This is a genomic window from Nonomuraea rosea (genome assembly GCF_039539705.1).
Lineage (GTDB): Bacteria > Actinomycetota > Actinomycetes > Streptosporangiales > Streptosporangiaceae > Nonomuraea > Nonomuraea rosea.
Genome location: NZ_BAABDQ010000008.1, coordinates 212702 through 235312 on the forward strand (window position 1 = coordinate 212702; position 22611 = coordinate 235312).

A 22611-nucleotide genomic window follows, 5' to 3' on the forward strand; every position below is an offset into this window, starting at 1 on the left:
GTGACGACCGCTTGATCGACAGAACCGGGACGGGTGTTTCGGTCCTGTTTCGTTCTCTCAAAGTACGTCCGCAACCCTTGGCAACACACCTCCCAGACACCTATGGTTCAGTACAATGCCACACATTACTGGGAAGGTTCATGACGTCTAAGCAGGTCAAGCCCCAGTTCGGCGCCGTACGCACTGCCGCCGGGGCCGTGCGACCGCTGTCCAGGGTGCACATCACCGGCGGGCTGCTCCATCACTGGCAGCGCCGGAACAGCGCGGCCACGATCCCGCACACCATCGAGCAGCTCCGGGCGGCGGGCAACGTCGCCAACCTGAGCCGCCTCTTGGAGCGGGACCCAGCCCCGTACCGCGGCCGCTATCCGTTCCTGGACACCGACCTGTACAAGACCCTCGAAGGGCTGGCGTACGAGCTCGGCGACGCGGATGACGACGCGGTGCGCGGCTTCTACGAGGAGGTCGTCGGCCTCCTCGAAAAGGTCCAGGCCGAGGACGGCTACCTCAACTCCTTCTTCCAGGACCCGGCCGCGGCCAAGAAGCCGTGGGAGGACCTGGCCTGGGGACACGAGCTGTACAACCTGGGCCACCTCATCCAGGCCGCCGTCGCCGCGAACCGCAGGATGGGCGACGACCGGCTGCTGCGGGTCGCGGCCAGGTTCGCCGACCTGGTGGTGTCCAGGTTCGGGGAGACGGGCGTCTGCGGGCATCCCGAGGTGGAGATGGCGCTGGTCGAGCTCTACCGGGAGACCGGCGAGCGCGGCTACCTGCGGCAGGCCGCGCAGTTCGTGGACCGCAGGGGCACGGGCGCGCTCAAGCACAGCATCTTCCCCGGCGACTACTTCCAGGACCACCTGCCCTTCCGCGAGCTGCCCTCGGTGACCGGGCACGCGGTACGGATGGCGTACCTGGCGGCGGGCGCGGCCGACGTGTTCCTGGAGAGCGGCGACGACTCGCTGTTCGAGGCGCTGGAGCGGCTCTGGGACGACATGGTGGCGACCAAGCTGTACATCACCGGCGGCCTGGGCAGCCGGCACTCCGACGAGGCGATCGGCGACCGGTACGAGCTGCCGTCCGAGCGCTCCTACAGCGAGACCTGCGCCGCCATCGCCGTCATGCAGTGGGCGTGGCGGATGTTCCTGGCCACCAGCGGCGCGAAATACCTCGACGTGTTCGAGCGCGTCCTCTACAACGCCTACGCCGTGGGCCTGTCGGCGGACGGCAAGGCGTTCTTCTACGACAACCCGCTCCAGCGCCGCCCCGACCACGAGCAGCGCAGCGGGGCGGAGGCGGGCGGCGAGCCGCTGCGGCGCTCCTGGTTCGGCTGCCCGTGCTGTCCGCCGAACATCGTGCGGTGGATGGCTCAGCTCGCCGACTACGTGGCGGCCCAGCGGGACGGCGCCCTGATCGTCGCGCACTACACCTCGGCGGTGATCGAGAGCGCGGAGCTGGACCTGGCGATGGAGAGCGCCTACCCGTGGGACGGCGACGTGCGTCTCACGGTCTCGCGCGCGCCGGACGGGCCGTACGCGCTGGTGCTGCGGGCGCCCGGCTGGGCGCGGGACGTGACGGTGGCCGTCAACGGCGAGCCGTGCGACGCGGCGGCGGCCGACGGCTGGATCACGCTGGAGCGGCGCTGGTCGGCGGGCGACGAGGTACGGCTCGGCCTGCCGATGCCGGTCAGGGCGCACGGCTCGCACCCCTATCTGGACGCCACCAGAGGCGCGGTCAGCCTGGCCCGCGGCCCGCTGGTCTACTGCGTCGAGCAGCAGGACAGCCCGGCCACCCCGGTCGACGACCTGCTCGTCGGCGTACCGGAGATCCGGCACGCCGAGATCCGGCACGCCGAGATCGGGCACGCGGAGATCGGGCACGCGGAGATCGGGCACGCGGACATTGTTAGCGCGAACATCGAGCGCCGCGACGAGGCCGTCGTGCTGCGCGTGGAGACGGCCGCGGCTCCCCCGCCGTCCGCCGAGCTCTACCCCGAGCTGCCCCTGGAGCAGACACACCCCGAGACGGGGGCCACCGGCACATCGCCGGTGACCTTCGTCCCCTACTTCCTGTGGGGCAACCGCGGCCCCGAAGCAATGCGGGTCTGGGTCAGGACCCCGACCACGGGAACCAACGGAAGGAAGGCGACATGAGGAGATCGGCGGCGCTCGCGAGCGTCACCATGACCGCCGTGCTGGCGCTCACCGCGTGCGGCGGAGGCGGCGGCGGCGCGACCCCTGCCTCGGGCAACGGGGCGGGTAACGGGGCGGGCACGTCGGGCGCGGCCGCCGTCAAGGGCGGCACCGTGCGGTTCCTGCTCAACGCGGATTTCTCCCACCTTGACCCGGTACGCGGCTGGGACGGCGGCGTGAACAACTTCTACCGGCTCATCTACCGCGGTCTGACGACCGTCGGCGCCGGTCCCGGCGCGGAGGGCACGAAGATCGTGGCCGACCTGGCCACGGACACCGGCAAGCCGTCGGACGACCACAAGACGTGGACGTACACGCTCAAGGACGACCTGTTCTTCGAGGACGGCACGCCGATCACGAGCGAGGCGGTCAAGTTCGGCGTCTCGCGGGCGTTCGACCCGGAGGCGGGGATCGGCTCCCCGTACGCGAAGATCCTGCTGGACGCCCCGAAGGACTACAAGGGCCCGTACGAGTCCGGTGACCTCGACACGATCGAGACGCCCGACGACAAGACGGTCGTCTTCCACCTCAAGAAGTCCTACCCCGACTTCCCGAGCGCGCTGACGCAGCCGAACTTCGTCCCCTTCCCCAAGGGGACCGGCGCGGCGGCCGCGTTCGACACCAAGCCGATCGCCAGCGGGCCGTACAAGCTGGAGAGCTACAAGCGCAACGCCTCGCTCAAGCTGGTCCGCAACCCGCAGTGGAAGGCGAGCACGGACACGGTGCGCAAGGCCCTGCCGGACTCCTTCGAGTGGACGTTCGGCCTGGACCCGGCCACCATCGACGAGCGCATGCTGGCCGGGCAGGGCACCGACGCGGACGCGATCACCGGCATCATCCAGTCGGCGACGGTGGCCCGCGCGCAGGCCCCGCAGATCAAGTCGCGCACGCTCAGCGGCCTGACCGGCTGCACCACCTACATGTCCCTGAACATGACCAAGGACAACCTGGACGACGTCCGGGTGCGCCAGGCGATCAACTACGCCGTCAACAAGGACACCGTGGTCGCCGGGATGGGCGGCTCCATGCTGGCGGCCAAGGGCACCGCGATCCAGCCGCCGACGATCGCGGGCCGGGTGGAGTACGACCCGTACCCGTACAACGTGGAAACCGCCAAGAAGCTGCTGGCCGACGCGGGCCTGGCGAACGGGTTCTCCCTGACCCTCGACACCCGGCCGGTGCCGAAGATGCAGGCCGTGGCGGTGGCGATCCAGGAGGCGCTCAAGCAGGTGAACATCGATGTCAAGATCAAGAACATCGACACCTCGACGTTCTACGAGGTGATCGGGACGCCGGCGCAGCAGCACGACGCCGCCATCACCGGCTGGTGCCCGGACTGGGCGTCCGGGGCGACGTTCCTGCCGCCGCTGTTCGACGGCCGCAACATCACCGCCAAGGGCAACCAGAACCTGGCGCAGATCAACGACAAGGCGATCAACGCGAAGATCGACGAGATCGCGGCCATCCCGGACGTCGAGCAGGCCAACGCGGCCTACGGCGAGCTGGACAAGACGATCATGGAGCAGGCGCCGATGGTGCCGCTCGCCTACGAGAAGGTCGTCACGATCACGGGCTCGAACATCGCGGGCGCCTACCTGTCGAACTCCTTCTCCGGCGGCATCGACCTGGTCTCCGTCGGCCTGGCGAAGCCGTCGAAGTAAATGACCGTCGCCGCTCATCCACAACAGGTGGCGGGCCCGCCCGCCACCTCGGGCCGGCGGATCGCGGGCGCGCTGCTGCATGACAAGGCCGCGATCCTCAGCACCGCGTTCCTGGCGCTGATCGTGCTGATGGCCGTCTTCGCGCCGCTGATCAGCGCGATCACCGGGCACGGCCCGAACGACTTCGACAGCGCGGCCGTCAACACCGACCTGGGCGGGATCCCGCACGGGTCGCTGGGCGGGATCAGCGCCGAGCACCTGCTGGGCGTCGAGCCGCAGAACGGCCGCGACATCCTGGCCCGCATCGCCTACGGCGCCCGCGTGTCGCTGCTCATCGCGACCGCGGCCACCGCGCTCACCACGCTGCTCGGCGTGGTGCTGGGCATGCTGGCCGGGTTCCGCCAGGGCTGGGTCGACCAGGTGATCTGCCGGGTCATGGACTTCCTGATGGCCTTCCCCGCGCTCATCTTCATGATCGCCATCCTGTCCTCGCTGCAGGACGGCAACCGGCCCGTGCTGCTGGTCGCGGTGATCAGCGTGTTCGGCTGGCCGTACCTGGCCCGGGTGGTGCGCGGGCAGACGCTGGCGCTGGTGAACAGGGAGTTCGTGGAGGCCGCGCGGGCCTCCGGCGCCTCCACGGGGGCGCTGGTGTTCAAGGAGATCCTGCCGAACCTGCGCAGCTCGCTGATCGTGATGACCACCCTGTCGGTGCCCGGCTACGTCGGCACCGAGGCGGGGCTGTCGTTCCTGGGCGTCGGCGTGAGCCCGCCCACGCCGTCGTGGGGTCAGATGATCTCGAGCTCGGTCGGCTGGTACGCCGTCGACCCGATGTACTTCGCGATCCCCGGCGCGTTCCTATTCTGCACGGTGCTGTCGCTGACCGTGCTCGGTGACCGGCTGCGGGCCGCTTTCGACGCGGGGGAGGCGTCGTGATGGCGCGTTACATCGCCGGACGGGCGGCGGGAGTGGTGCTGATCCTCTTCCTGGTGTGCCTGTTCACGTTCGTCATCTTCTTCACGCTGTCGGCGGATCCGGCGGTGATGATCTGCGGGAAGACGTGCACGCCCGAGCGGATCGAGCAGATCCGCACGGTGCTGGGGCTGGATCAGCCGTTCTTCACCCAGTTCGGCACGTTCCTGCTCGGCATCTTCGCCGGGCGCGACTACGGCTCCGGCGCGAACCTGGTGCACTGCGCCGCGCCGTGCCTGGGCTACAGCTTCCAGACCAACCAGTCCGTGTGGGACATGGTCGTGGAGCGGCTGCCGGTCAGCGCCACGGTCGCGATCGGCGCCGCGGTGCTGTGGCTGTTCTTCGGGATCGCCGCCGGCCTGCTCAGCGCGGTCAAGGAGGGCACGTGGTGGGACCGCACCGCGATGGGGCTGGCGCTCGGCGGCTCCAGCATCCCCAACTACGTGCTGGCGCTGGCCCTGCAGTACGTGCTCGTGGTGCAGTTCCAGGTGCTGCCGTTCCCGCAGGCCGTGGCGTTCTCCGACGATCCCGTGCTGTGGTTCCAGTCGTACCTGATGCCGTGGATCGTGCTGGCCACCGGCTACGCCTGCCTGTACGCCCGGCTCACCCGCGCGAACGTGATCGACACCCTGGCCGAGAACTTCATGCGCACGGCCAGGGCCAAGGGCCTGAACCCGGTGCTGACCATGCGCAGGCACGCCCTGCGTCCCGCGCTGACGCCGATCGCCACGATCTTCGGCATGGACTTCGCCGCGCTGCTCGGCGGCGCGCTGATCACCGAGACCGTGTTCGGGCTGAACGGCGTCGGCAAGATGGCCGCCGACTCGATCGCCAAGAACGACCAGCCCGTCATCATGGCGGTGACGCTGCTGGCGGCGTTCTTCGTGGTGATCGGGAACGTGGTGGTGGACCTCGTCTACGCGAGGCTGGACCCGAGAGTGAGGATCACGGCGAAATGAGCGAGCTGCTTGTCGTGGAGGACCTCACCGTCACCTTCCCGACCACGCGCGGCCCGGTGGACGTGGTCAAGGGCGTCTCCTTCACCGTCGGGCGGGACGAGACCGTCGGCATCGTCGGCGAGTCGGGGTCCGGCAAGTCGATGACCAGCCTGGCGATCATGGGCCTGCTGCCCAAGGGCGCCAGGACCAGCGGCAGCATCCGGCTGAACGGCGCCGAGCTGCTCGGCCGCCCCGACCGGGAGCTGCGGCGGCTGCGCGGCGACCGGATGTCGATGGTCTTCCAGGACCCGTTGTCGTCCCTGAACCCGTACTACACGGTCGGGCTGCAGATCGAGGAGGTCTACCGCACGCACAGGGGCCGCTCCCGCAAGGCCGCCCGCAAGGTCGCCGTCGAGGCGCTGCGGCAGGTGGGCCTGCCGGACGCCGAGCGGCGGGTGGACTACTACCCGCACCAGTTCTCCGGCGGGCAGCGGCAGCGCGTCATGATCGCGATGGCGCTGGTGTGCTCCCCCGAGCTGCTGATCGCCGACGAGCCGACCACGGCGCTGGACGTGACCGTGCAGGCGCAGATCCTGCGGCTGCTGGCCGAGCTGCGGCGGCAGAGCGGCACCGGCATGGTGTTCATCACTCACGACCTGGCGGTGATCAGCTCGATCGCCACCCGCGTGCTGGTGATGCGCCAGGGCGAGCCGGTCGAGTACGGCACCGCCGAGCAGATCTTCGCCGAGCCGCGCCACGACTACACCCGGATGCTGCTGGAGAGCATCCCCCGCATCGACGACCCGCTGGCCGAGCCGGCGAGTGACCAGGTGATCTCATGAGCGAGCCGTTGCTGCGCGCCACGGACCTGACCAAGCGGTTCACCGCGCGCGGCCCGCTGGGCGCGAAGAGCGAGTTCACCGCCGTGGATCGGGTGAGCTTCGAGGTGCGGCTGGGCGAGACGCTGGCCGTGGTCGGCGAGTCCGGCAGCGGCAAGTCCACGACCGCCCGCATGGTGGCCAAGCTGATGGACCCGAGCGAGGGGCGGCTGGAGTTCGACGGCGAGGACGTCACCCAGGTCGCGGGGGCGGCGCTGGCCCGCTTCCGCGCCAACGTCCAGGTCGTCTTCCAGGACCCGTTCTCCTCGCTGAACCCCCGGCACACCGTGGAGCGCATCCTCATGGCCCCGCTGGCCTACCAGGGCATCGCGCCCGACGGCGGCCGGCGGGCGCACGCGAAGGAGCTCATGGAACGGGTCGGGCTCAACCCCGACCACTCGCTGCGCTACCCCGCGCAGTTCTCCGGCGGGCAGGCCCAGCGCATCGGCATCGCCCGCGCGCTGGCCGTCAACCCCAAGCTGGTGATCTGCGACGAGGCGGTGTCGGCGCTGGACGTGTCGGTGCAGGCGCAGGTCATCGAGCTGCTGCGGCGGCTGCAGCGGGAGAGCGGCTTCAGCTACGTCTTCATCGCCCACGACCTGGCCGTGGTGCGGCAGATCGCGCATCGGGTGGCGGTCATGAGCCAAGGCAGAATCGTCGAGCAGGGTCCCGCCGAGCAGGTGTTCGGCGCCCCGCAGGACGAGTACACGCGCACGCTGCTGGCGGCCGTCCCACGGATCGACCCCGAATGGGACCGCCGCAGGAGGGAGAGGCTTTGATCACCGCGAGCTACACGATTCCCGGGATGCGGGTGCGCGACCATGTCGCGGAGGTGCCGCTCGACTGGTCCGATCCGCAGGCCGCAGCGCCCCTGGCACGGGGCACGATCACGGTGTTCGCCCGCGAGCTGGTCCATCCGGCCCGCGACGGCGAGGACCTGCCGTACCTGCTGTACCTGCAGGGCGGTCCCGGCGGGAAGGGCCCGCGCCCGGTCGGCGGAGGCGGCTGGCTCGGGAAGGCGCTGGAGACGTACCGGGTGATCCTGCTCGACCAGCGCGGCACCAGCCGCAGCTCGCGCATCGACGGGCGGGTGATGAGCGCGCTCAGCCCGGAGGACGGGGCCGCCCACCTGGCCCGCTTCCGCGCGGACTCGATCGTGGCCGACGCCGAGCACCTGCGCAAGACCGTCTTCGGCGGCCGGCGCTGGTCGACGCTGGGGCAGAGCTACGGCGGCTTCCTGACGCTGACGTACCTGTCGGCCGCGCCCGAGGGGCTGAGCGCCTGCTACGTGGCGGGCGGCCTGCCCTCGGTGACGCCCGACGCCGCCGAGGTCTACCGGCGCACCTATCCGCGGGTCGCGGCCAAGAACGCCGAGTTCTACCGCCGCTACCCGCACCACGCGGACGGCGTCGGCCGCCTGGCCGACCGGCTGGCCGAAGGCGACGTGCTGCTGCCCGACGGGGACACCCTGACCGTGCGGCGGCTGCAGTCCCTGGGCATCGACTTCGGCATGAAGCCGGGCTACGAGCGCATGCACTGGCTGCTGGACGAGGCCCTGCCGGAAGGGTCGGACGAGCTCACGGAGACGTTCCTGCACCAGGTGCTGGCCCGCTCGTCCTACGCCGACAACCCGCTGTTCGCCGCGCTGCAGGAGAGCATCTACGGCTCGGGGCCCGGCGCGACCTCGTGGGCGGCGCAGCGCGAGCGCGCCCGGCATCCCGCCTTCGCCGAGGACGCCAGGCCGCTGCTGTTCACCGGCGAGATGATCTATCCCTGGATGTTCGAGGAGATCCGCGCGCTGCGGCCCTTCCGTCCCGCCGTCGAGCTGCTCGCCGCGCGCGGCGACTGGCCGCCCCTGTACGACCTGGACCGGCTGGCCGCCAACGAGGTACCGCTGGCGGCCGTCGTCTACTTCGACGACATGTACGTCGACTCCGGCCTGCAACTGGACACCGCGTCCAAGGTCGGCAACGCCCAGACCTGGGTCACCAACGAGTACGAGCACGACGGCATCGGCGACGAACGCGTCTTCGACCGGCTGACCGGGCTCGTCCGCGACATTGGAGGAGGAATCACCGGTGACTGACGGCAGGCTGCCCAAGCTGACCGAGATCCCCGCGTTCACCGAGTACATCGCCCAAGGCTGGGACTCCCCCGCCCGCACCCCGGACCTGGTCCCCGGGGCGGCGCAGGCCGCGGCCGCGCACCGGGCCAGGCTCGCCGCGGCGCTGCCAGGGCGGACGGTGGTCGTGGCGGCCGGGCGGGCGCCCGTCCGCAGCAACGACACCGCCTACGACTTCCGGGTGGACAGCGACTTCTCTTGGCTGATCGGCTGCTCGGCGGAGAACGCCGTGGCCGTGGTCGGCGGCGGCGACGCCACGCTGTACCTGCCGCCGCCCGCCCGCCCCGGCGAGAGCGGGTTCTACGCCGACGCCGCCTACGGAGAGCTGTGGGTGGGCCCGTCGCCGTCTTTGGCCGAGTGGGCGGCGGCGCTGGGCATCACGGTGCGGCCGCTGCCGGAGTTCGGCGGGCCGCCGGCCGGCGCCCTGCTGGCCGGCACCGGCTGGGCGAACCCGTCGCCGGAGCTGCGGCAGACCCTGGCCGAGCTGCGCATGATCAAGGACGAGTGGGAGGTCGGCCAGCTCCGCGAGGCCGTGGACCGTACCGTCGAGGGCTTCGCCGCGGTGCTCGCCGAGGTGCCGGCCGCGATCGCGGGTCCCGGCGAGCGCTGGCTGCAGGGCACCTTCGACCGGTACGCCAGGGCGTACGGCAACGGCCCCGGCTACGCGGGCATCGTCGGCAGCGGCCCGCACGCCCCCACCCTGCACTGGGTGCGCTGCGACGGCCCGGTGCTGCCGGACGAGCTGCTGCTGCTGGACCTGGGCGTGGAGACGCGCAGCCACTACACCGCCGACGTCACCCGCACCTTCCCCGCGTCGGGCACCTTCTCCCCCGCCCAGCGGCAGGTGCACGACCTGGTGGAGCGGGCCCACCGGGCCGGGCTGGCGCAGGTCGCGCCGGGCCGCCGGTTCACCGACTTCCACCACGCGGCCATGGAGGTCATCGCCCGCGGGCTGGACGACTGGGGGCTGCTCCCGGTCTCGGTGGACGAGGCCCTGTCGGAGCGCGGCCAGCACCACCGCCGCTACCTGATCTGCGGCATCGGCCACCACCTGGGCCTGGACGTGCACGACTGCGCCGCGTCCAGCGTGGCCGCCTACCACGGGGCCGACATGGCGCCGGGGATGGTGCTCACCGTCGAGCCCGGACTGTACTTCCACGCCCACGACCGCACGGTCCCGCCGGAGCTGCGCGGGATCGGTGCGCGCATCGAGGACGACCTGCTGGTCACGGAGGACGGCGCGGAGATTCTCTCCGACGCCCTGCCGATCGACGCCAGCGGCCTGGAGACCTGGAACAAGGAGAGATCATGACCGGCACAGCACAGGTGTGGCACGGCGTGCACGTCGCCACCGCGCTGCCCTTCCACGACGACCTGTCCGTCGACTACGACGGCTACGCCGAGCACGTACGATTCCTGGCCGCGGGCGGCTGCGACGGCGTCTGCCCCAACGGCTCGCTCGGCGAGTACCAGACGCTCACCGACGAGGAGCGCGCCCGCGTGGTGCGCACCGCGGTCGAGGCCGCGCCCGACGGTTTCCGCGTCATGCCGGGCGTGGCCGCCTACGGCGCGGCCGAGTCCAGGCGGTGGGCCGAGCAGGCGGCCGAGGCGGGCGCCTCCTCGGTGCTGCTGCTGCCGCCGAACGCCTACCGCGCCGACCGCGCGGCCGTCGTCGGCCATTACCGGGAGGTCGCCAAGGCCGGGCTGCCGGTCGTGGCCTACAACAACCCCATCGACACGAAGGTCGACCTGGTCCCGGAGCTGCTGGCCGAGCTGCACCAGGAGGGGCTGATCGTCGGGGTCAAGGAGTTCAGCGGCGACGTGCGCAGGGCGTACGAGATCGCCGAGCGGGCGCCGGGCCTCGACCTGCTCATCGGGTCGGACGACGTGCTGCTGGAGCTGGGCATCGCCGGGGCGGTCGGCTGGATCGCCGGTTACCCGAACATGATCCCGCAAGCCTCGGTTGAGCTCTACCGGCTGGCGACCTCCGGCGAGGTCGCCAAGGCGCTGCCCCTCTACCGCGACCTGCACCCGCTGCTGCGGTGGGACTCCAAGACCGTGTTCGTGCAGTCCATCAAGCTGTCGATGGACCTGGCCGGGCGCAAGGGCGGCGCCTGCCGGCCGCCCCGCACCGCACTGTCGCCCGGCCAGGCGGCCCAGATCACCCGCGAGACGCGAGAGGTCCTGGCCAAGGGGTACCTGTAGATCAGGCGCCGCTGTAGCGGGCCTGGCGGGCCGCGGTGGTCAGGGCCGCGGCCCTGGCCGCCTCCGTCGGGGTGAACGGCAGCCCGGGCCGCCTGATCAGCAGGGCGCGATCCGGGTTCACCGAGATCACCATGGTGGTGTTGAGCTCGGCGCCCTCGTCCACCGTGTCTCCGGGCCGCCGCCACTCGACCTGCGAGACCCGCAGCAGCTCCGCCATCGCCTCGGGCAGCCGGTCGGGGTCGTCGCCGACCCGCTGCGCCAGCACGAACGCCTGGACGCCCGGGTCGGTGAGGTCCTTGACCTGCGCGGGCACGATCACCACGTCGTGCCCGCCCGCCTCGGCCAGCACGCCGGCCAGCACGTCGAGCGCCAGGTCCCGCGGCGCCTCGATGACGAACTCGTCGAGCGCGTCGCACCCGGCTGGCGTGATGGCGCTGCTGCCGGTCGGGGCGATGTGCAGGGCCAGGATGTTGCAGCCCAGACGGCCGAACGCGCCCGCCACGGTGGCGAGCCGGCCCGGCCGCTCCACCACCCGCATGCGGATGCGCCACAACGTCATGGGCGACCCGGCGCCGCCGTCCACCGGAAGCGCGGCGGCCCTCTTGCCGGGACGGCGGCCCATCCGTTTGTGGCCCATCCGCTTATGGCCTATCCGCTTATGGATGGCCGCCCCGGCGATCAACGCCGCCCCCAGCCCGATCAGCACGACAGGACCGGGATCCTCGTGCCCGAGCAACGTCGCGAGCAGGTGCGCCAAGCCGACCGCGAGGAACAAGGCGGCGAGCTCGGCGAGCTCCCGCCGCCACGAGCGCGCCTGCCGATCGTCATGCTTCGAACGTGGATGAATCACCTTGGGTGCATCGCTCATGGCACCCAGTGTGTCCGCGGCTTGTTACATGATCACGGGTCACGAGGTTGCGGCGGCATTAAACAGCGTTCACCGCATGACCGGGAAATAGCCCGCCTTTGCCGTCACGAGGCCGCCGATCCTGCGGCCGTCCTGGGTCCCTGCCGCCGCTTCGGCTCGGCCGTCTCCTGCGGGCCCGTGCCGGCGAGGTCGTGCGCCGAGCGGACCCGCCACACGATGAACAGCACGCTCATCGCCTCCGCCAGGTGGGACGCGAGCTCTCCGTACCCGATCGAGGTCAGCGCGCCGGACAGCAGCGACACCGGGATCAGCGCCAGCGTGACGCCGCCGGTCCGCACGGTGGCGTCGCTCCACCTGGCATCGCGCCGCTGGCCGATGACGAGCATCGCCAGCCACGCGTAGACGGTCAGCCCCGCCAGAGTGATCACCTGGAGGAACGACTCGGAGGTGGCGACCCCCGTGAGCTCCAGCAGGAGCGGGGCCGATCCGTTCATGAGGCCGAACCCGAGGGTGAGCACGCCGAACACGGTCCAGAGCCGCCCGAGCACCCGCAGGAACATGACCGTCGTCGCCACCGTGAGCACCAGGACGCCGGCGGCGCCTGCGACGCTGTTCAGCGCGCCGATCACGATCCAGGCGAACAGGTCTCCTGCGACGCCCAGATAGAGCAGCCGCCGCAGCCACACGACGTCCCGTCCGGCGCCCCGCCCACCGTCCGGCCCTCCGGACGGGACGGCGGGGCCGCGGAGCAAGTGCCAGAGCAGCCAGGCCTTGAGCGCCCCGGACAGCAGGAGCCCGGCCACGTCCCAGTCGATGCCTGTCCGGTCGTCCGTCAGGTCGTCCCCGTTGAACCACATCGTGACGGCCGAGAGCCACCACGTCTGGCCGATGGCGACGTGGGCCGCCGTGGCCGCGGCCACGGCGGCCAGGTAGATCACGGTGGCGGCCATGGCCAGGCGGCCGAAGCGATAGCGACGCATTTGAGGAATAATGCGGTGATCTTAGCGTGCCGCGCAGCGGTTCGAAGCCCGCCCCGGATGCTCTGGCTAGACCCGTTCGACCTCCACCAGGAGCACCGACGCGGGCCGGAGCGCCGGAGCGGGCAGGCCCAGCTCGGCCAGCGCGGCGCCGGGCAGCCGGATCGGCCCGTTCTCCGAGGTGACGGCCCACTGCGGCAGCCCCGCGCCTTCGGGCAGCGGGCCCGCCGGCCGCACCTCGTACAGGGCGGCGGGGTCGAGGCCCGGCAGCCGGATCGGGCCGGGCCCGGTGTCGAGCCTGGAGGTGAGCTGGACGTAGGCGAACAGCGCCCGCTCCGGCAGCACCACGCCGTGCACCAGCGCCGACGGGTCCGGATGGTCCGCGCGCACCACGCGCCCCGCGTGCAGCAGCGGCCTGAACCGCTTGTGCAGCGCGATCCAGGCCGCCAGCTCCGTCAGCTCGTCCTCGCTCGCCGAGGTCAGGTCCCACTCGACGCCCATGTGCCCGAACAGCGCGGTGGCGGCCCGGAAGGCCAGCGGCAGCGACCTGCCGGTGCAGTGGTCGCGCGGCGCGCCGACGTGGCAGCCCAGCCGCTCGGGCGGCACGAGCAGGCCGGTCCAGCGCTGGATCGACTGCCGGTCGAGCGCGTCGTTGCTGTCGGAGGTCCAGACCCGGTCGGTACGGGCCAGGATGCCGTAGTCGATGCGCGCGCCGCCCGACGAGCAGGACTCGATCTCCAGCCCGGGATGGCGGCGGCGCAGCTCGTCCAGCAGCCGGTAGGCGGCCAGCGTCTGCGCGTGCACGCCGGGGACGCCGTCGTGCACCGGCTCGGCGATGTCGCGGTTGTGGTCCCACTTGATGTAGTCGATGGCGTACTCGCCGACCAGGGTGTCCAGCCGTTCGAGCAGGTACGCGTACGCCTCCGGCCTGGCCAGGTCGAGCACCTGCTGGTTGCGCTGCGGCGGCGGCATCCGCTCCGACCGCCCGAGGATCCAGTCGGGGTGCTCGCGGGCCAGGTCGGAGTCGGGGTTGACCATCTCGGGCTCGAACCAGAGCCCGAACTGCATGCCGAGCTTGCGCACGCGATCGGCCAGTGGGTGCAGGCCGCCGGGCCAGACGCCTTCGTCGACGTACCAGTCGCCGAGCCCGGCCCGGTCGTGGCGGCGGTGGCGGAACCAGCCGTCGTCGAGCACGAACCGCTCGATCCCGGCCTCCGCCGCCCGGCCCGCCAGCTCCAGCAGCCGGTCGAGGCCGTGGTCGAAGTAGGTGGCCTCCCAGTTGTTGAGGGTGACGGGCCGGACCGGCAGCGGGCGGGCGGCGCGCAGGTGGTCGTGCAGGCGTCCGCTCGCCTCGTCCAGGCCGCCGCCGGACCAGGTGAAGTACACCCACGGCGTCCGGTAGCTCTCCCCCTCCCCCAGGGTGACCTCGCCGGGCGCGAGCAGCTCTCCCGCGGCCAGCAGCGCCGCGCCCTCCTGCAACCGCTCCGCGTAGTGGACGTGGTCGCCGCTCCAGCCCGCGTGCACGGCACACACCTCGCCGGCCCGGAAGCCGAACCCGGCGGTCCCCGCCACCAGCAGCCCGGTGCCGTCGTGGCCGGTGCGCCCCCGCCGGTTCTCCCTGGACCACACGCCGTGCTCGAACGCCCTGCGCTGCGGCACCTTCTCCAGCGCCCACCGGCCGGTGAAGTCGAGCAGCTCTCCCGCCCGCGCGGGCAGGGGCAGCGCGCAGGTCAACCCCTCCAGCCGGTACGGCGACGCGGCGGTGTTCGTCACCGTGTGCCGCATGGTCACCAGGCCGCCGGCGTCCATGGCCAGCTCGCTCACCAGCGCCAGCCCCGCCCGGTCGTCGGACGCCGTGACGGTCACCGTGCCGCCCGCGCCGGGGGTGGCATCGACGTCGAACCCGTCGAGGGTCCACCTGACCGGCCAGTGCTCACCCGGCCTGGCGCCCGACAGGCCCGGCCGGCCGTACCAGCCGTCGCCCTGCGCGGGCAGCAGCGGCGGCGCGGCGGTCAGCGACGCCAGCGCGGGCAGGAGCTCGGACCCGCTGACCGGGCCGAGGTCCGCGCCGAAGTGACGGACCCGGGGCAGCCCGGGACCGGAGCCGTCGAGCACCAGGGCGGTGCCCGCGGCGGACAGGACGAGAGGGGACGGGATGAGGGGGGACAAGGTCGGGCTCCTTACTCCGAGCAGGGCAGGAACGGCACCCGCGGTCCTGCGCCTGTCGTGGATCGGCTCAGCGATCCGACGCTACCCGAACCCCGGTCGCCGTCCCGATCTTGGGGTGCGCGCAGAAGAAGGCCCCCCGGCGCGGACGCCGGAGGGCCGATGGAGATCAGGCGGTCAGACGGAGATCCGGCCGGCGCCGGCCCCCGCGGTCACGACGGACTTGACGTTGGAGGCGGTGTCGAGTGAGTAGGAGTAGGGGATCGAGGCGACGCTGCCGCCGGTCTGGCCGGTGCCGGAGCCGACGAAGTGGTTGTTACGGGCCACCAGCGTGCCGGGGCCGGAGTCACCCTCGCCGAGGTGGTACGGGTCCTCGGTGTTCTCGAAGTAGTTGCCCTCGACGAGCACGCCCGCGCCTTCGGTGGAGGCCACGCCGTAGCTGCCGACGTTGCCGTAGAAGTTGTTGTAGACGTGCACCGGGTTGCCGAAGCGGACGCGCGGGTGGCGCTGGTTGGTGCCGTCGAACCAGTTGTGGTGGTACGTCACGCGCAGGTGCCCCACGTCCTCGCTGCCGTTGCCGTCGTCGTGGCCGAGCAGCATGCTCTTGTCGTGGTTGGACACCTTGTTCCAGGAGACGGTGACGTAGTCGCTGGCCCGCTTGATGTCCACGGCGCCGTCATAGCCGGCGCTGAAGGAGTTGTGGTCGATCCACACGCGGGTGGAGTACTGGACGTTGATGGCGTCGTCGTTCCAGCCGCGGAAGGTGAGGTTGCGGACGATCACGTTCGAGGCCTCGGAGATGTTGAACCCGCAGCCGACGATGGCCGCGCCCGAGTTGCCCAGGACGGTCTTGTTGGAGGCCACGCGGAGCATGCCCGAGCAGGAGATCGTGCCCGACACCCTGATCACCGCGGTGCCGCTCGCCGACAGCGCGCTGGTCAGCGCGGAGGCGCTGGTGACGGTGGTCGGCGAGGCGTTGCCGCCGCCGGAGGTGCCGCCGCCCTGCGTGGCCCAGCCGACCAGGCCGGTCGGGTTGCCGGTCGGGGGCGGCGTCACGGTCGGGGTCACGGTCGGCGTCACGGTCGGGGTCGGGTTGCCGCCGCCCGCGGCGACGAGCCGCCACTGCTTGGTGGCCACGGAGTCGCACGAGTTCTGCTGCACGAGGGCGCCGGAGCCGGTCGCGTTGTCCGCGGTGTTCAGGCACTTGCCGCCGTTGGCGTTGACGACCCGCACCGTGGTGCCCGACTCGGGCAGCGTCCACGTCTGGGACGAGGCGCCGGTGCAGCTCTCCTGCTGCACGGCCTTGCCCGCGGACGTGCTCGCGTCCCGCACGCCCGCGCACTTGCCACTGTGGGCGGCCTTCAGCGTGTAGCCGCTGCCGCTGGCGGTCAGGTTCCAGGTCTGCGCGGCGCCGCCGCAACCGGTCTGGGTGAGCTGGACGCCGTCGGACGAGCTGGATCCCGGTACGGTGAGGCACAGGCCGCTGCCGTTGTTCACCACGGTGTACGCGCCCGGCGCCGGCGCGGCCGCCGCCGATGTGGCCGCCGCCACGCCCGCCACCGCGGTCCCGATCAGGGCGATGACGCCCGCGATGACTGCCGCTGTTCTGCCGTTCAGTCTGTGTCGCACGATTCAAGCTCCTTGCTGGACCGGGCAGGCCCTGGGACCTGCGAAATGGCATCCCCCAGCGAGCAGTCGTTCACATACGTGATTGCCATACGTGTGAGCGAACAACCGACAACATAGGTAAGCGCTTTCCCACTGTCAATGAGCGCTGAAACTTTCAGCACCGCGCCGTTTCCCTGCTGTGAGAACCGGCATCCACCTGCGCTTATCCGATATATCGCAGTTGGTCGGCAACCCTGAGTGATCGTCCATTGTTGTCCAACCCCCATCTGATCGATTAGGTTAGGCTCACCTAAATTTATGGATGGGAGTTCCGGGGATGGTCGAGCCCTTTCGCATGTTCGACGTACGGGTGGACAGGCTCCAGCGGCTGAGCCCGTCGTTCCTGCGGGTCACCTTCACGGGTGACGACCTGCACCACTTCGCCGACAACGGGTTCGATCAGCGGCTGAAGCTCATCCTGCCGCTCCCCGACCACGGCATGACCTACCTGCCCACCGGCTCGGACTGGTTCCCGCGCTGGCGGGAGCTGGACGACGCCAAGCGCAACCCGATGCGCACGTACACGGCCAGGCTGGTCCGCCCGGAGGCCGCCGAGGTGGACGTGGACGTGGTCATGCACCCGGACGGCGGCCCGGTCGCGCGCTGGGCCGAAGAGGTGCGCCCCGGTGACATCGCCGCCCTCTACGGCCCCGACTCCCGCCACGAGGGCCGGCACGGCGGCCTGGAGTTCCGGCCGCCCGAGGGCACCGGCTGCGTGCTGATCGCCGGCGACGAGACCGCGGTGCCCGCCATCTGCTCGGTCCTGGAACGGATGCCGGCCGGCCTGGCGGGCGAGGTGCTGATGGAGGTGCCGGGCGAGGACGACTTCCTCGATGTCCAGGCCCCCGCGTCGGTCAAGGTCTCCTGGCTGGCCAGGAACGGCTCTCCGCGCGGCGACCTCCTCGTGCCCGCCGTCGAGGCCGCCGCCCGGCACCTGCTCCCGCCGCTCCCCGTCCCGGACACCTTCGACGACGTGGACGTGGACGCCGAAGAGCTGTGGGAGGTGCCGCAGGAGGAGACGCCGTACGGGCCGCTGTACGCATGGCTGGCCGGCGAGGCCGCCGTGATCAAGGCCCTGCGGCGTCACCTGGTCGCCGAGCGCGGCCTGGACCGGCGCGCCGTGGCCTTCATGGGCTACTGGCGGCAGGGCCGCTCAGAACACAACGAGTAGAACGCCGGCACACCACGGCCCCACCTCGGGCCACACTTCGGCCCCACCACGGGCGAACCCACGACAGCCGCCGCCCACCCTGAGCCGCCTCAGCGCGGCCCAGCCTCGGTCATGACCCCACCCCCGGCCCCAGACCTGGACCCGGGCTCAGACCTGGACCCGGGCTCAGACCCCAGACCCGGGGGTCATACCTGGGCTCAGGCGGGCTCGGACACGGCCCTCTGCTCGGAAGCGGCCCCTTCGTCGGACACAACCGCCGCTCCTTCGTCGGAAACGGCCCTCTCCTCGGAAGTAGCCCGCTGCTCGGACGCGGGTTCGGGCTCGCCTCCGGCGGTGAGCACGATCCGCAGCTCCGCCTGTGTGGGCGGCTTCGTCCAGGTCAGGCCGGGACCACCGGCAGCGATCAGTCCGGCGGCGACGTCGCGCAGCAGTGACTCCGCCGCCGCGTCCGGCTGCTTCTCGCGGGCATCCGTGTAGCCGTCGAGCACCCGGGCCAGATCCAGCATCATCGTGTTGACGGACGACCTCCCGCGCTCGCCCAGCGGCCCAAGCGTCACCGGGCCAGCGGTCCCGTCGATCGCCATGCCACCGACCGCCTTACCCCCGTCGGCAGCGGCACCGTCGGCGCATGGCTCACCCCCGGCCTCCCTCAGCTCAACCGAGTCCACCGCCGCAAGGCCCGCGACCTCAGCGACCTCAGCGACCTCAGCGACCTCAGCGACCTCAGCGACCTCAGCGACCTCAGCGACCTCAGCGGTGGGACGTTCCGGCAGGCCGGCCCGTTCCGGCCGCTTGCCGCGGACGGTGACCTGCAACGCTCCAATGCGCTCGTCGCTCGACCAGCTCTCAACACCCTCGACCGGCTCACCGCACACCACCCGCCGCACAGCCCCGGCGAAGGCGGCGCGATCCATCCCGTCCACCTCGCCGTCCAGCCACCCGGCCCGCAGGTGCAGCACTCCCGGCCGCTCGGCCGCCGGCAGCCGTTCCAGCAGCGCCGCGACCGTGCCCTGCGGATCGTGCAGCGCGCCGTCCCCCCTGGCCGCGAAACCGTCCGCGAGCAGGTACAGCGAGATCAACCGCGGCGGGTCGTACATCGTGAGCACCCCCTGCTCCGCCCCCACCAGCACGTTGCCGCCGTCGTGGTAGGCACGCAGCCCTTCCATGAACGCGGCCCGCACCTCTGGAGCGAGACGCGATACCCAGCCCCACTCCCCTTCCCCGTCCAACCCGCCCCCGGCATCCACACCGGCCGCCCGAGCACCGGCCCGAGCACCCGACCCGGCACCAGCCCCGTCATAAGCTCCGGCTCCGGCCGAACCGCGCCGGAGCCACCACCCCACCGCGCCCCCCACGACGCCCACCACCACGGCGGCCAGCAAAGCGACTGCGATCCCCACGATGCGCTACTTTCCCCTCGTTCCTGACAGGGCTAGCAGCGTAGTGTGATCTATCCCAACAATCCCGCAAATTTCCCCAAAAAACGCCCAGCCGCCCCTCCGGCGTTTCACCGGAGGGGCGGCTCCCCCTTTTCCCGCATGGCTCATGGGATGGCGACCGGGCGCCGGCGCACGCCCCCGTCAAGCGCGTCGCTGCGCACCCGCCACCATCTACGGCGACCCCGAAGCCTCGCCGCGAGTCCCAGTAGGTCAGAAATAGGCGACTCGCAACACGTAGAAAGCCACATAACGGGCCACCGCCTTCGCATACCCCGGCAACTGACAGAATTGGAAATATGACCGATGGCATCCTGACAGCCGACCAGATCCTCTCGACGGCTCAAGACGTCCTGCGCCGCTACGGTCCCGCCAAGGCGACCGTCGTGGACGTCGCACGGGCGCTCGGCGTCAGCCACGGCAGCGTCTACCGGCATTTCCCCAGCAAGACGGCGCTGCGCGAGGCCGTCACCCAGCGCTGGCTGGACGAGTCGCACACGCCGCTCGGCATCGTCATGGCCTCCACCGCGCCCGCCCCCGACCGGCTGCGCGACTGGCTGACGGCCCTGTTCAGCGCCAAGCGCAAGAAGGCGCTCGACGACCCGGAGCTGTTCGCCACCTACACGGTGCTGGTCGACGAGGCCAGCCAGGTCATCGAACGCCACGTCGCCGGCCTCGTCGACCAGCTCGAAGAGATCATCTCCACCGGCGTGACCCGCGGCGAGCTGGCCGCCGACGACCCCGCCGTCGCGGCCCGCGCCGTGCTGCTCGCCACGAGAGCCTTTCACGACCCCGCCCACGCGGCCGGATGGAGCGTGCCAGGCGTCGAGGACGACTTCGCCGCCGTGTGCGACCTGATTCTCCTGGGCTTGAAGCCGCGCTGACGTATAAGGATTTTTCAACCGGTAATCGGAATTGTTTTCCTGAGTAATTCTCTTGTCCACCCGAATCGATCCTGACCTCTCGACGTAGACGGTCAGGCATGTACACTCCATTCCGAATGCACACAGTCGCTCTAAGTGACTCAAGCATGGCATCTGGTGTCTACGGCAAGGGCGGGTCCGTGGCAGTGACAGGATGTTCCCGGCCCTGACAGAGCGCGGAGCCGGACATGGATCCACTTCATCTGACCACGAGCCGCCACAACGGAACCCTGACCGTCAGCGTGTCGGGCGAGCTCGACATCGCCACCACCGAGCTCCTCCGCAGCCACCTTCTTGAGGTGTTGCAGGAGGCGGACCACCGCCACAAGGCCACGCTGGTCATAGAGGTCAGCAAGCTGTCGTTCATCGACGCCGCCGGACTCGGCATCCTCGTCGCCGTCCAGAACCACGCGCTGCGCCAGCGCACCCCTCTGCGGATCGCGGGCGTCCCACCGGCCATGCAACGGCTGCTGCGCATCACCGGCCTGGACGCCCACCTCACCTGAACGACGCCGCGCCCGTACAAAGCTCAGCCCACACCCGAACGGCAGCGCCCGTACAAAGCTCAGCCCACCTGAACGACGGCACCCGCACAGGGCTTGGGCCACACCTGAACGGCAGCGCCCGCACAGGGCCCAGGCCACAGCAGAACCGCAGCCCCGGACGGGCTCACAACCGCCGGTCGAGAAACTCGCGGACGGTCTCGATGAGCCGCCCCCGGTGATCGGACAGGGCGTGGTCACTGTCCCACTCGTGATGTTCGAGCGCCGCGTCCGCATACGCCTTCACCACCGGCCGATGGTGCACGACCGCCGGGGTGACATCGTCGGCAGCGGTGCCGATCAGCAGAACAGGCCGCCCGGCCAGCCGGGGCGCCAGGCCGGCCAGGCTCCACCGCTCGCCCGCCCGCTCCATCTCGCCCACCAGCTCCTCACCGCTCGTCCCCCGCAGCGCCAGCAACTCCTCCTGGAACGCCGCGACGTACCGCGCACGGGCCCCAGGGTCGAGCGAGCGGCTCACCTCACCGAAATTGAAGCCCGACACCGACACGGCCGCGGCGACAGACGGGTCGGCGGCGGCGGTCATCAACGCGACGAAACCCCCGAAGCTATGCCCGAACAGCGCGAACCGCGTGGGGTCGAGCCGGTGCGCCGCGGCGAAGGGGGCGGCGCGCACGGTGCGGGCCACGGCGGCGGCGTCCTCCAGCGCGTTGCTCCACGACCACGTGCCGCCCATCCCCCACGCGCCGCGGTAGTGGAAGGCGATGGCCGCGTAACCAGCCGCGCGGAGCGCTTGAGCCAGGTCCAGGTTGCGCTCATTGCCGGGAAAGCCCTGCAGGAGCAGCACGACGGGATGCGGACCCGGACCGGCCGGCAGGTGCAGCAGCCCGGCGAGGGTCGTGCCGCCGCTGTCGAACGTCACTGCGGGGGTGCTGGCTCTCATGATGATCCCTTCCTAGATCGAACCGATCGGTACGATAACAAACATCGAACCGCTCGGTACCATCCGGGGTGCCAATACCCGGTCGCTTCAGCGCCAGGCTCGCCGGCCACGTACCGACCAAGCCCGTGCGACGAGGCGGATCGAACCGGAGGCGTCGACGGGCAGGCGAGCTCTGAGCAGGTCGCGCAGGGCGGCGCGGCGTTCCCCGGAAAGGGACGAGACGTATCCCGGCGCCGGGCCCTGACCACCCAGGAACGGCTGCCAGTAGTCGTCGAACCCGGCGAAGACGGTCGGCACCTCGACCGGCCGCACGCCCACCTCGTCCAGCCCGGCCCCGGCCCACAGGCGAGCCAGCGGCTCCGGGCGGCACTGGGGGAAGCGCCGCCCCTCGTCCAACGTGGCCGCGGCGGGATCGAGGGCGGCCGCGGCATCCCAGAAGGCGCGGAGCATGCCCATGCCCTCGGCGTAATCCCACACGTACGCGGCCACGACGCCACCCGGCGCGACGACCCGGGCGAGCTCGGCGACGGCGCGCTCCGGCTCAGGCACGAAGTTGAGCGCCAGCCCACTCACCACGACACCGATTCCAGCACCAGACCGCGCACCAGGCTGCGCACCCAGCCTTACCCCCGACCCCGCACCGGAACGCGGGGCTCGCTGGACCTCGAGGCCGCCGTCCGATAGGGGCAGCGCGCGCATGTCGCCGACGAGGAATCCGGCGCGCCGGTCCGCGACCCGCGCGCGGGCGTGCGCCACGAACGGCGCCGACGTGTCCACGCCGACCACCCGGGGGGGATCCGCCGTCGCCAGCACCGCCTCCGTCAGCGCCCCGGTGCCGCAGCCCGCGTCCAGCCACCGCCCACCGGCCGGCGCCCCGAGCAGGCGTACGAACACCTCGGCGACACGACGGCTCCACCGGCCCACGTACGCCTCGTAGGCACCGGCGGCGTCCCAGGCCTCGCGCTGGTGTCCCATGGACGCTCACCCTACGAGCCAC

Annotated in this window: 19 protein-coding genes; 12 read left to right on the forward strand and 7 right to left on the reverse strand. The window is 71.4% G+C overall.

Going from position 1 to position 22611, the window contains the following annotated elements:
* Positions 1-140 precede the first annotated feature (140 nt).
* Genes ABEA43_RS21170 through ABEA43_RS21210 form a run of 9 tightly spaced genes read left to right on the forward strand, consistent with a single transcriptional unit; the run spans position 141 to position 10962 of the window.
* Positions 141-2150 carry a glycoside hydrolase family 127 protein gene (locus tag ABEA43_RS21170; protein ID WP_345564137.1) on the forward strand — a complete coding sequence of 670 codons (2010 nt, stop codon included), beginning with the start codon at positions 141-143 and terminating at the stop codon, positions 2148-2150.
* Positions 2147-3850, forward strand: a complete 1704-nt coding sequence (locus tag ABEA43_RS21175; protein WP_345564139.1) for an ABC transporter substrate-binding protein — start codon at positions 2147-2149, stop codon at positions 3848-3850. Before ABEA43_RS21170 ends, ABEA43_RS21175 begins: the two co-directional genes overlap by 4 nt.
* The gene (locus ABEA43_RS21180; RefSeq protein ID WP_345564141.1) at positions 3851-4783 is read left to right on the forward strand and encodes an ABC transporter permease; all 933 of its coding nucleotides are present in this window, start codon (positions 3851-3853) and stop codon (positions 4781-4783) included.
* Positions 4783-5778, forward strand: a complete 996-nt coding sequence (locus ABEA43_RS21185) for an ABC transporter permease (RefSeq protein WP_345564143.1) — start codon at positions 4783-4785, stop codon at positions 5776-5778. The genes ABEA43_RS21180 and ABEA43_RS21185 overlap by 1 nt, the downstream gene beginning before the upstream one ends.
* Entirely contained in the window at positions 5775-6599 is an 825-nt protein-coding gene (locus ABEA43_RS21190; protein ID WP_345564145.1) for an ABC transporter ATP-binding protein, read from the forward strand. The genes ABEA43_RS21185 and ABEA43_RS21190 overlap by 4 nt, the downstream gene beginning before the upstream one ends.
* Positions 6596-7414 carry an ATP-binding cassette domain-containing protein gene (locus ABEA43_RS21195; RefSeq protein ID WP_345564147.1) on the forward strand — a complete coding sequence of 273 codons (819 nt, stop codon included), beginning with the start codon at positions 6596-6598 and terminating at the stop codon, positions 7412-7414. The genes ABEA43_RS21190 and ABEA43_RS21195 overlap by 4 nt, the downstream gene beginning before the upstream one ends.
* The gene (locus ABEA43_RS21200; RefSeq protein WP_345564148.1) at positions 7411-8721 is read left to right on the forward strand and encodes an alpha/beta fold hydrolase; all 1311 of its coding nucleotides are present in this window, start codon (positions 7411-7413) and stop codon (positions 8719-8721) included. Before ABEA43_RS21195 ends, ABEA43_RS21200 begins: the two co-directional genes overlap by 4 nt.
* Positions 8714-10069: an aminopeptidase P family protein gene (locus ABEA43_RS21205; RefSeq protein ID WP_345564150.1), complete on the forward strand. Its 1356-nt coding sequence runs from the start codon at positions 8714-8716 to the stop codon at positions 10067-10069. Before ABEA43_RS21200 ends, ABEA43_RS21205 begins: the two co-directional genes overlap by 8 nt.
* Complete coding sequence (locus ABEA43_RS21210; protein ID WP_345564152.1) at positions 10066-10962, forward strand: dihydrodipicolinate synthase family protein; 897 nt, start codon at positions 10066-10068, stop codon at positions 10960-10962. The genes ABEA43_RS21205 and ABEA43_RS21210 overlap by 4 nt, the downstream gene beginning before the upstream one ends.
* A gap of 1 nt (position 10963) precedes the next feature.
* On the opposite strand, the gene ABEA43_RS21215 is transcribed toward ABEA43_RS21210, so the two are convergent.
* From ABEA43_RS21215 to ABEA43_RS21230, 4 genes are all read right to left on the reverse strand, one after another.
* Positions 10964-11830 (reverse strand): ACT domain-containing protein, encoded by an 867-nt coding sequence (locus tag ABEA43_RS21215; protein WP_345564154.1) that lies wholly within the window; start codon positions 11828-11830, stop codon positions 10964-10966.
* Positions 11831-11934: 104 nt separating this feature from the next.
* Entirely contained in the window at positions 11935-12810 is an 876-nt protein-coding gene (locus ABEA43_RS21220; RefSeq protein WP_345564155.1) for a hypothetical protein, read from the reverse strand.
* Positions 12811-12876: 66 nt separating this feature from the next.
* Entirely contained in the window at positions 12877-14976 is a 2100-nt protein-coding gene (locus tag ABEA43_RS21225) for an alpha-galactosidase (RefSeq protein ID WP_345564157.1), read from the reverse strand.
* Between the two features lie 174 nt (positions 14977-15150).
* Entirely contained in the window at positions 15151-16602 is a 1452-nt protein-coding gene (locus ABEA43_RS21230; protein WP_345564159.1) for a pectate lyase family protein, read from the reverse strand.
* A gap of 316 nt (positions 16603-16918) precedes the next feature.
* Here ABEA43_RS21230 and ABEA43_RS21235 point away from each other — a divergent pair, with 316 nt between their 5' ends.
* Complete coding sequence (locus tag ABEA43_RS21235) at positions 16919-17812, forward strand: siderophore-interacting protein (RefSeq protein WP_345564160.1); 894 nt, start codon at positions 16919-16921, stop codon at positions 17810-17812.
* A 197-nt stretch (positions 17813-18009) separates the two neighbouring features.
* Here the strand turns inward: ABEA43_RS21235 and ABEA43_RS21240 are convergent, their stop codons facing one another.
* Positions 18010-18978, reverse strand: coding sequence for a hypothetical protein (locus tag ABEA43_RS21240; RefSeq protein ID WP_345564161.1), 969 nt, complete (start codon positions 18976-18978; stop codon positions 18010-18012).
* A gap of 569 nt (positions 18979-19547) precedes the next feature.
* On the opposite strand from ABEA43_RS21240, the gene ABEA43_RS21245 reads away from it, so the two are divergent.
* Entirely contained in the window at positions 19548-20132 is a 585-nt protein-coding gene (locus tag ABEA43_RS21245) for a TetR/AcrR family transcriptional regulator (protein ID WP_345564163.1), read from the forward strand.
* Positions 20133-20359: 227 nt separating this feature from the next.
* The gene (locus ABEA43_RS21250) at positions 20360-20677 is read left to right on the forward strand and encodes an STAS domain-containing protein (RefSeq protein ID WP_345564164.1); all 318 of its coding nucleotides are present in this window, start codon (positions 20360-20362) and stop codon (positions 20675-20677) included.
* Between the two features lie 163 nt (positions 20678-20840).
* Here the strand turns inward: ABEA43_RS21250 and ABEA43_RS21255 are convergent, their stop codons facing one another.
* Both ABEA43_RS21255 and ABEA43_RS21260 read right to left on the reverse strand, forming a co-directional pair.
* Positions 20841-21614: an alpha/beta hydrolase family protein gene (locus ABEA43_RS21255; RefSeq protein WP_345564166.1), complete on the reverse strand. Its 774-nt coding sequence runs from the start codon at positions 21612-21614 to the stop codon at positions 20841-20843.
* An 87-nt stretch (positions 21615-21701) separates the two neighbouring features.
* Positions 21702-22589 (reverse strand): class I SAM-dependent methyltransferase, encoded by an 888-nt coding sequence (locus ABEA43_RS21260; RefSeq protein WP_345564168.1) that lies wholly within the window; start codon positions 22587-22589, stop codon positions 21702-21704.
* Positions 22590-22611: the final 22 nt, after the last annotated feature.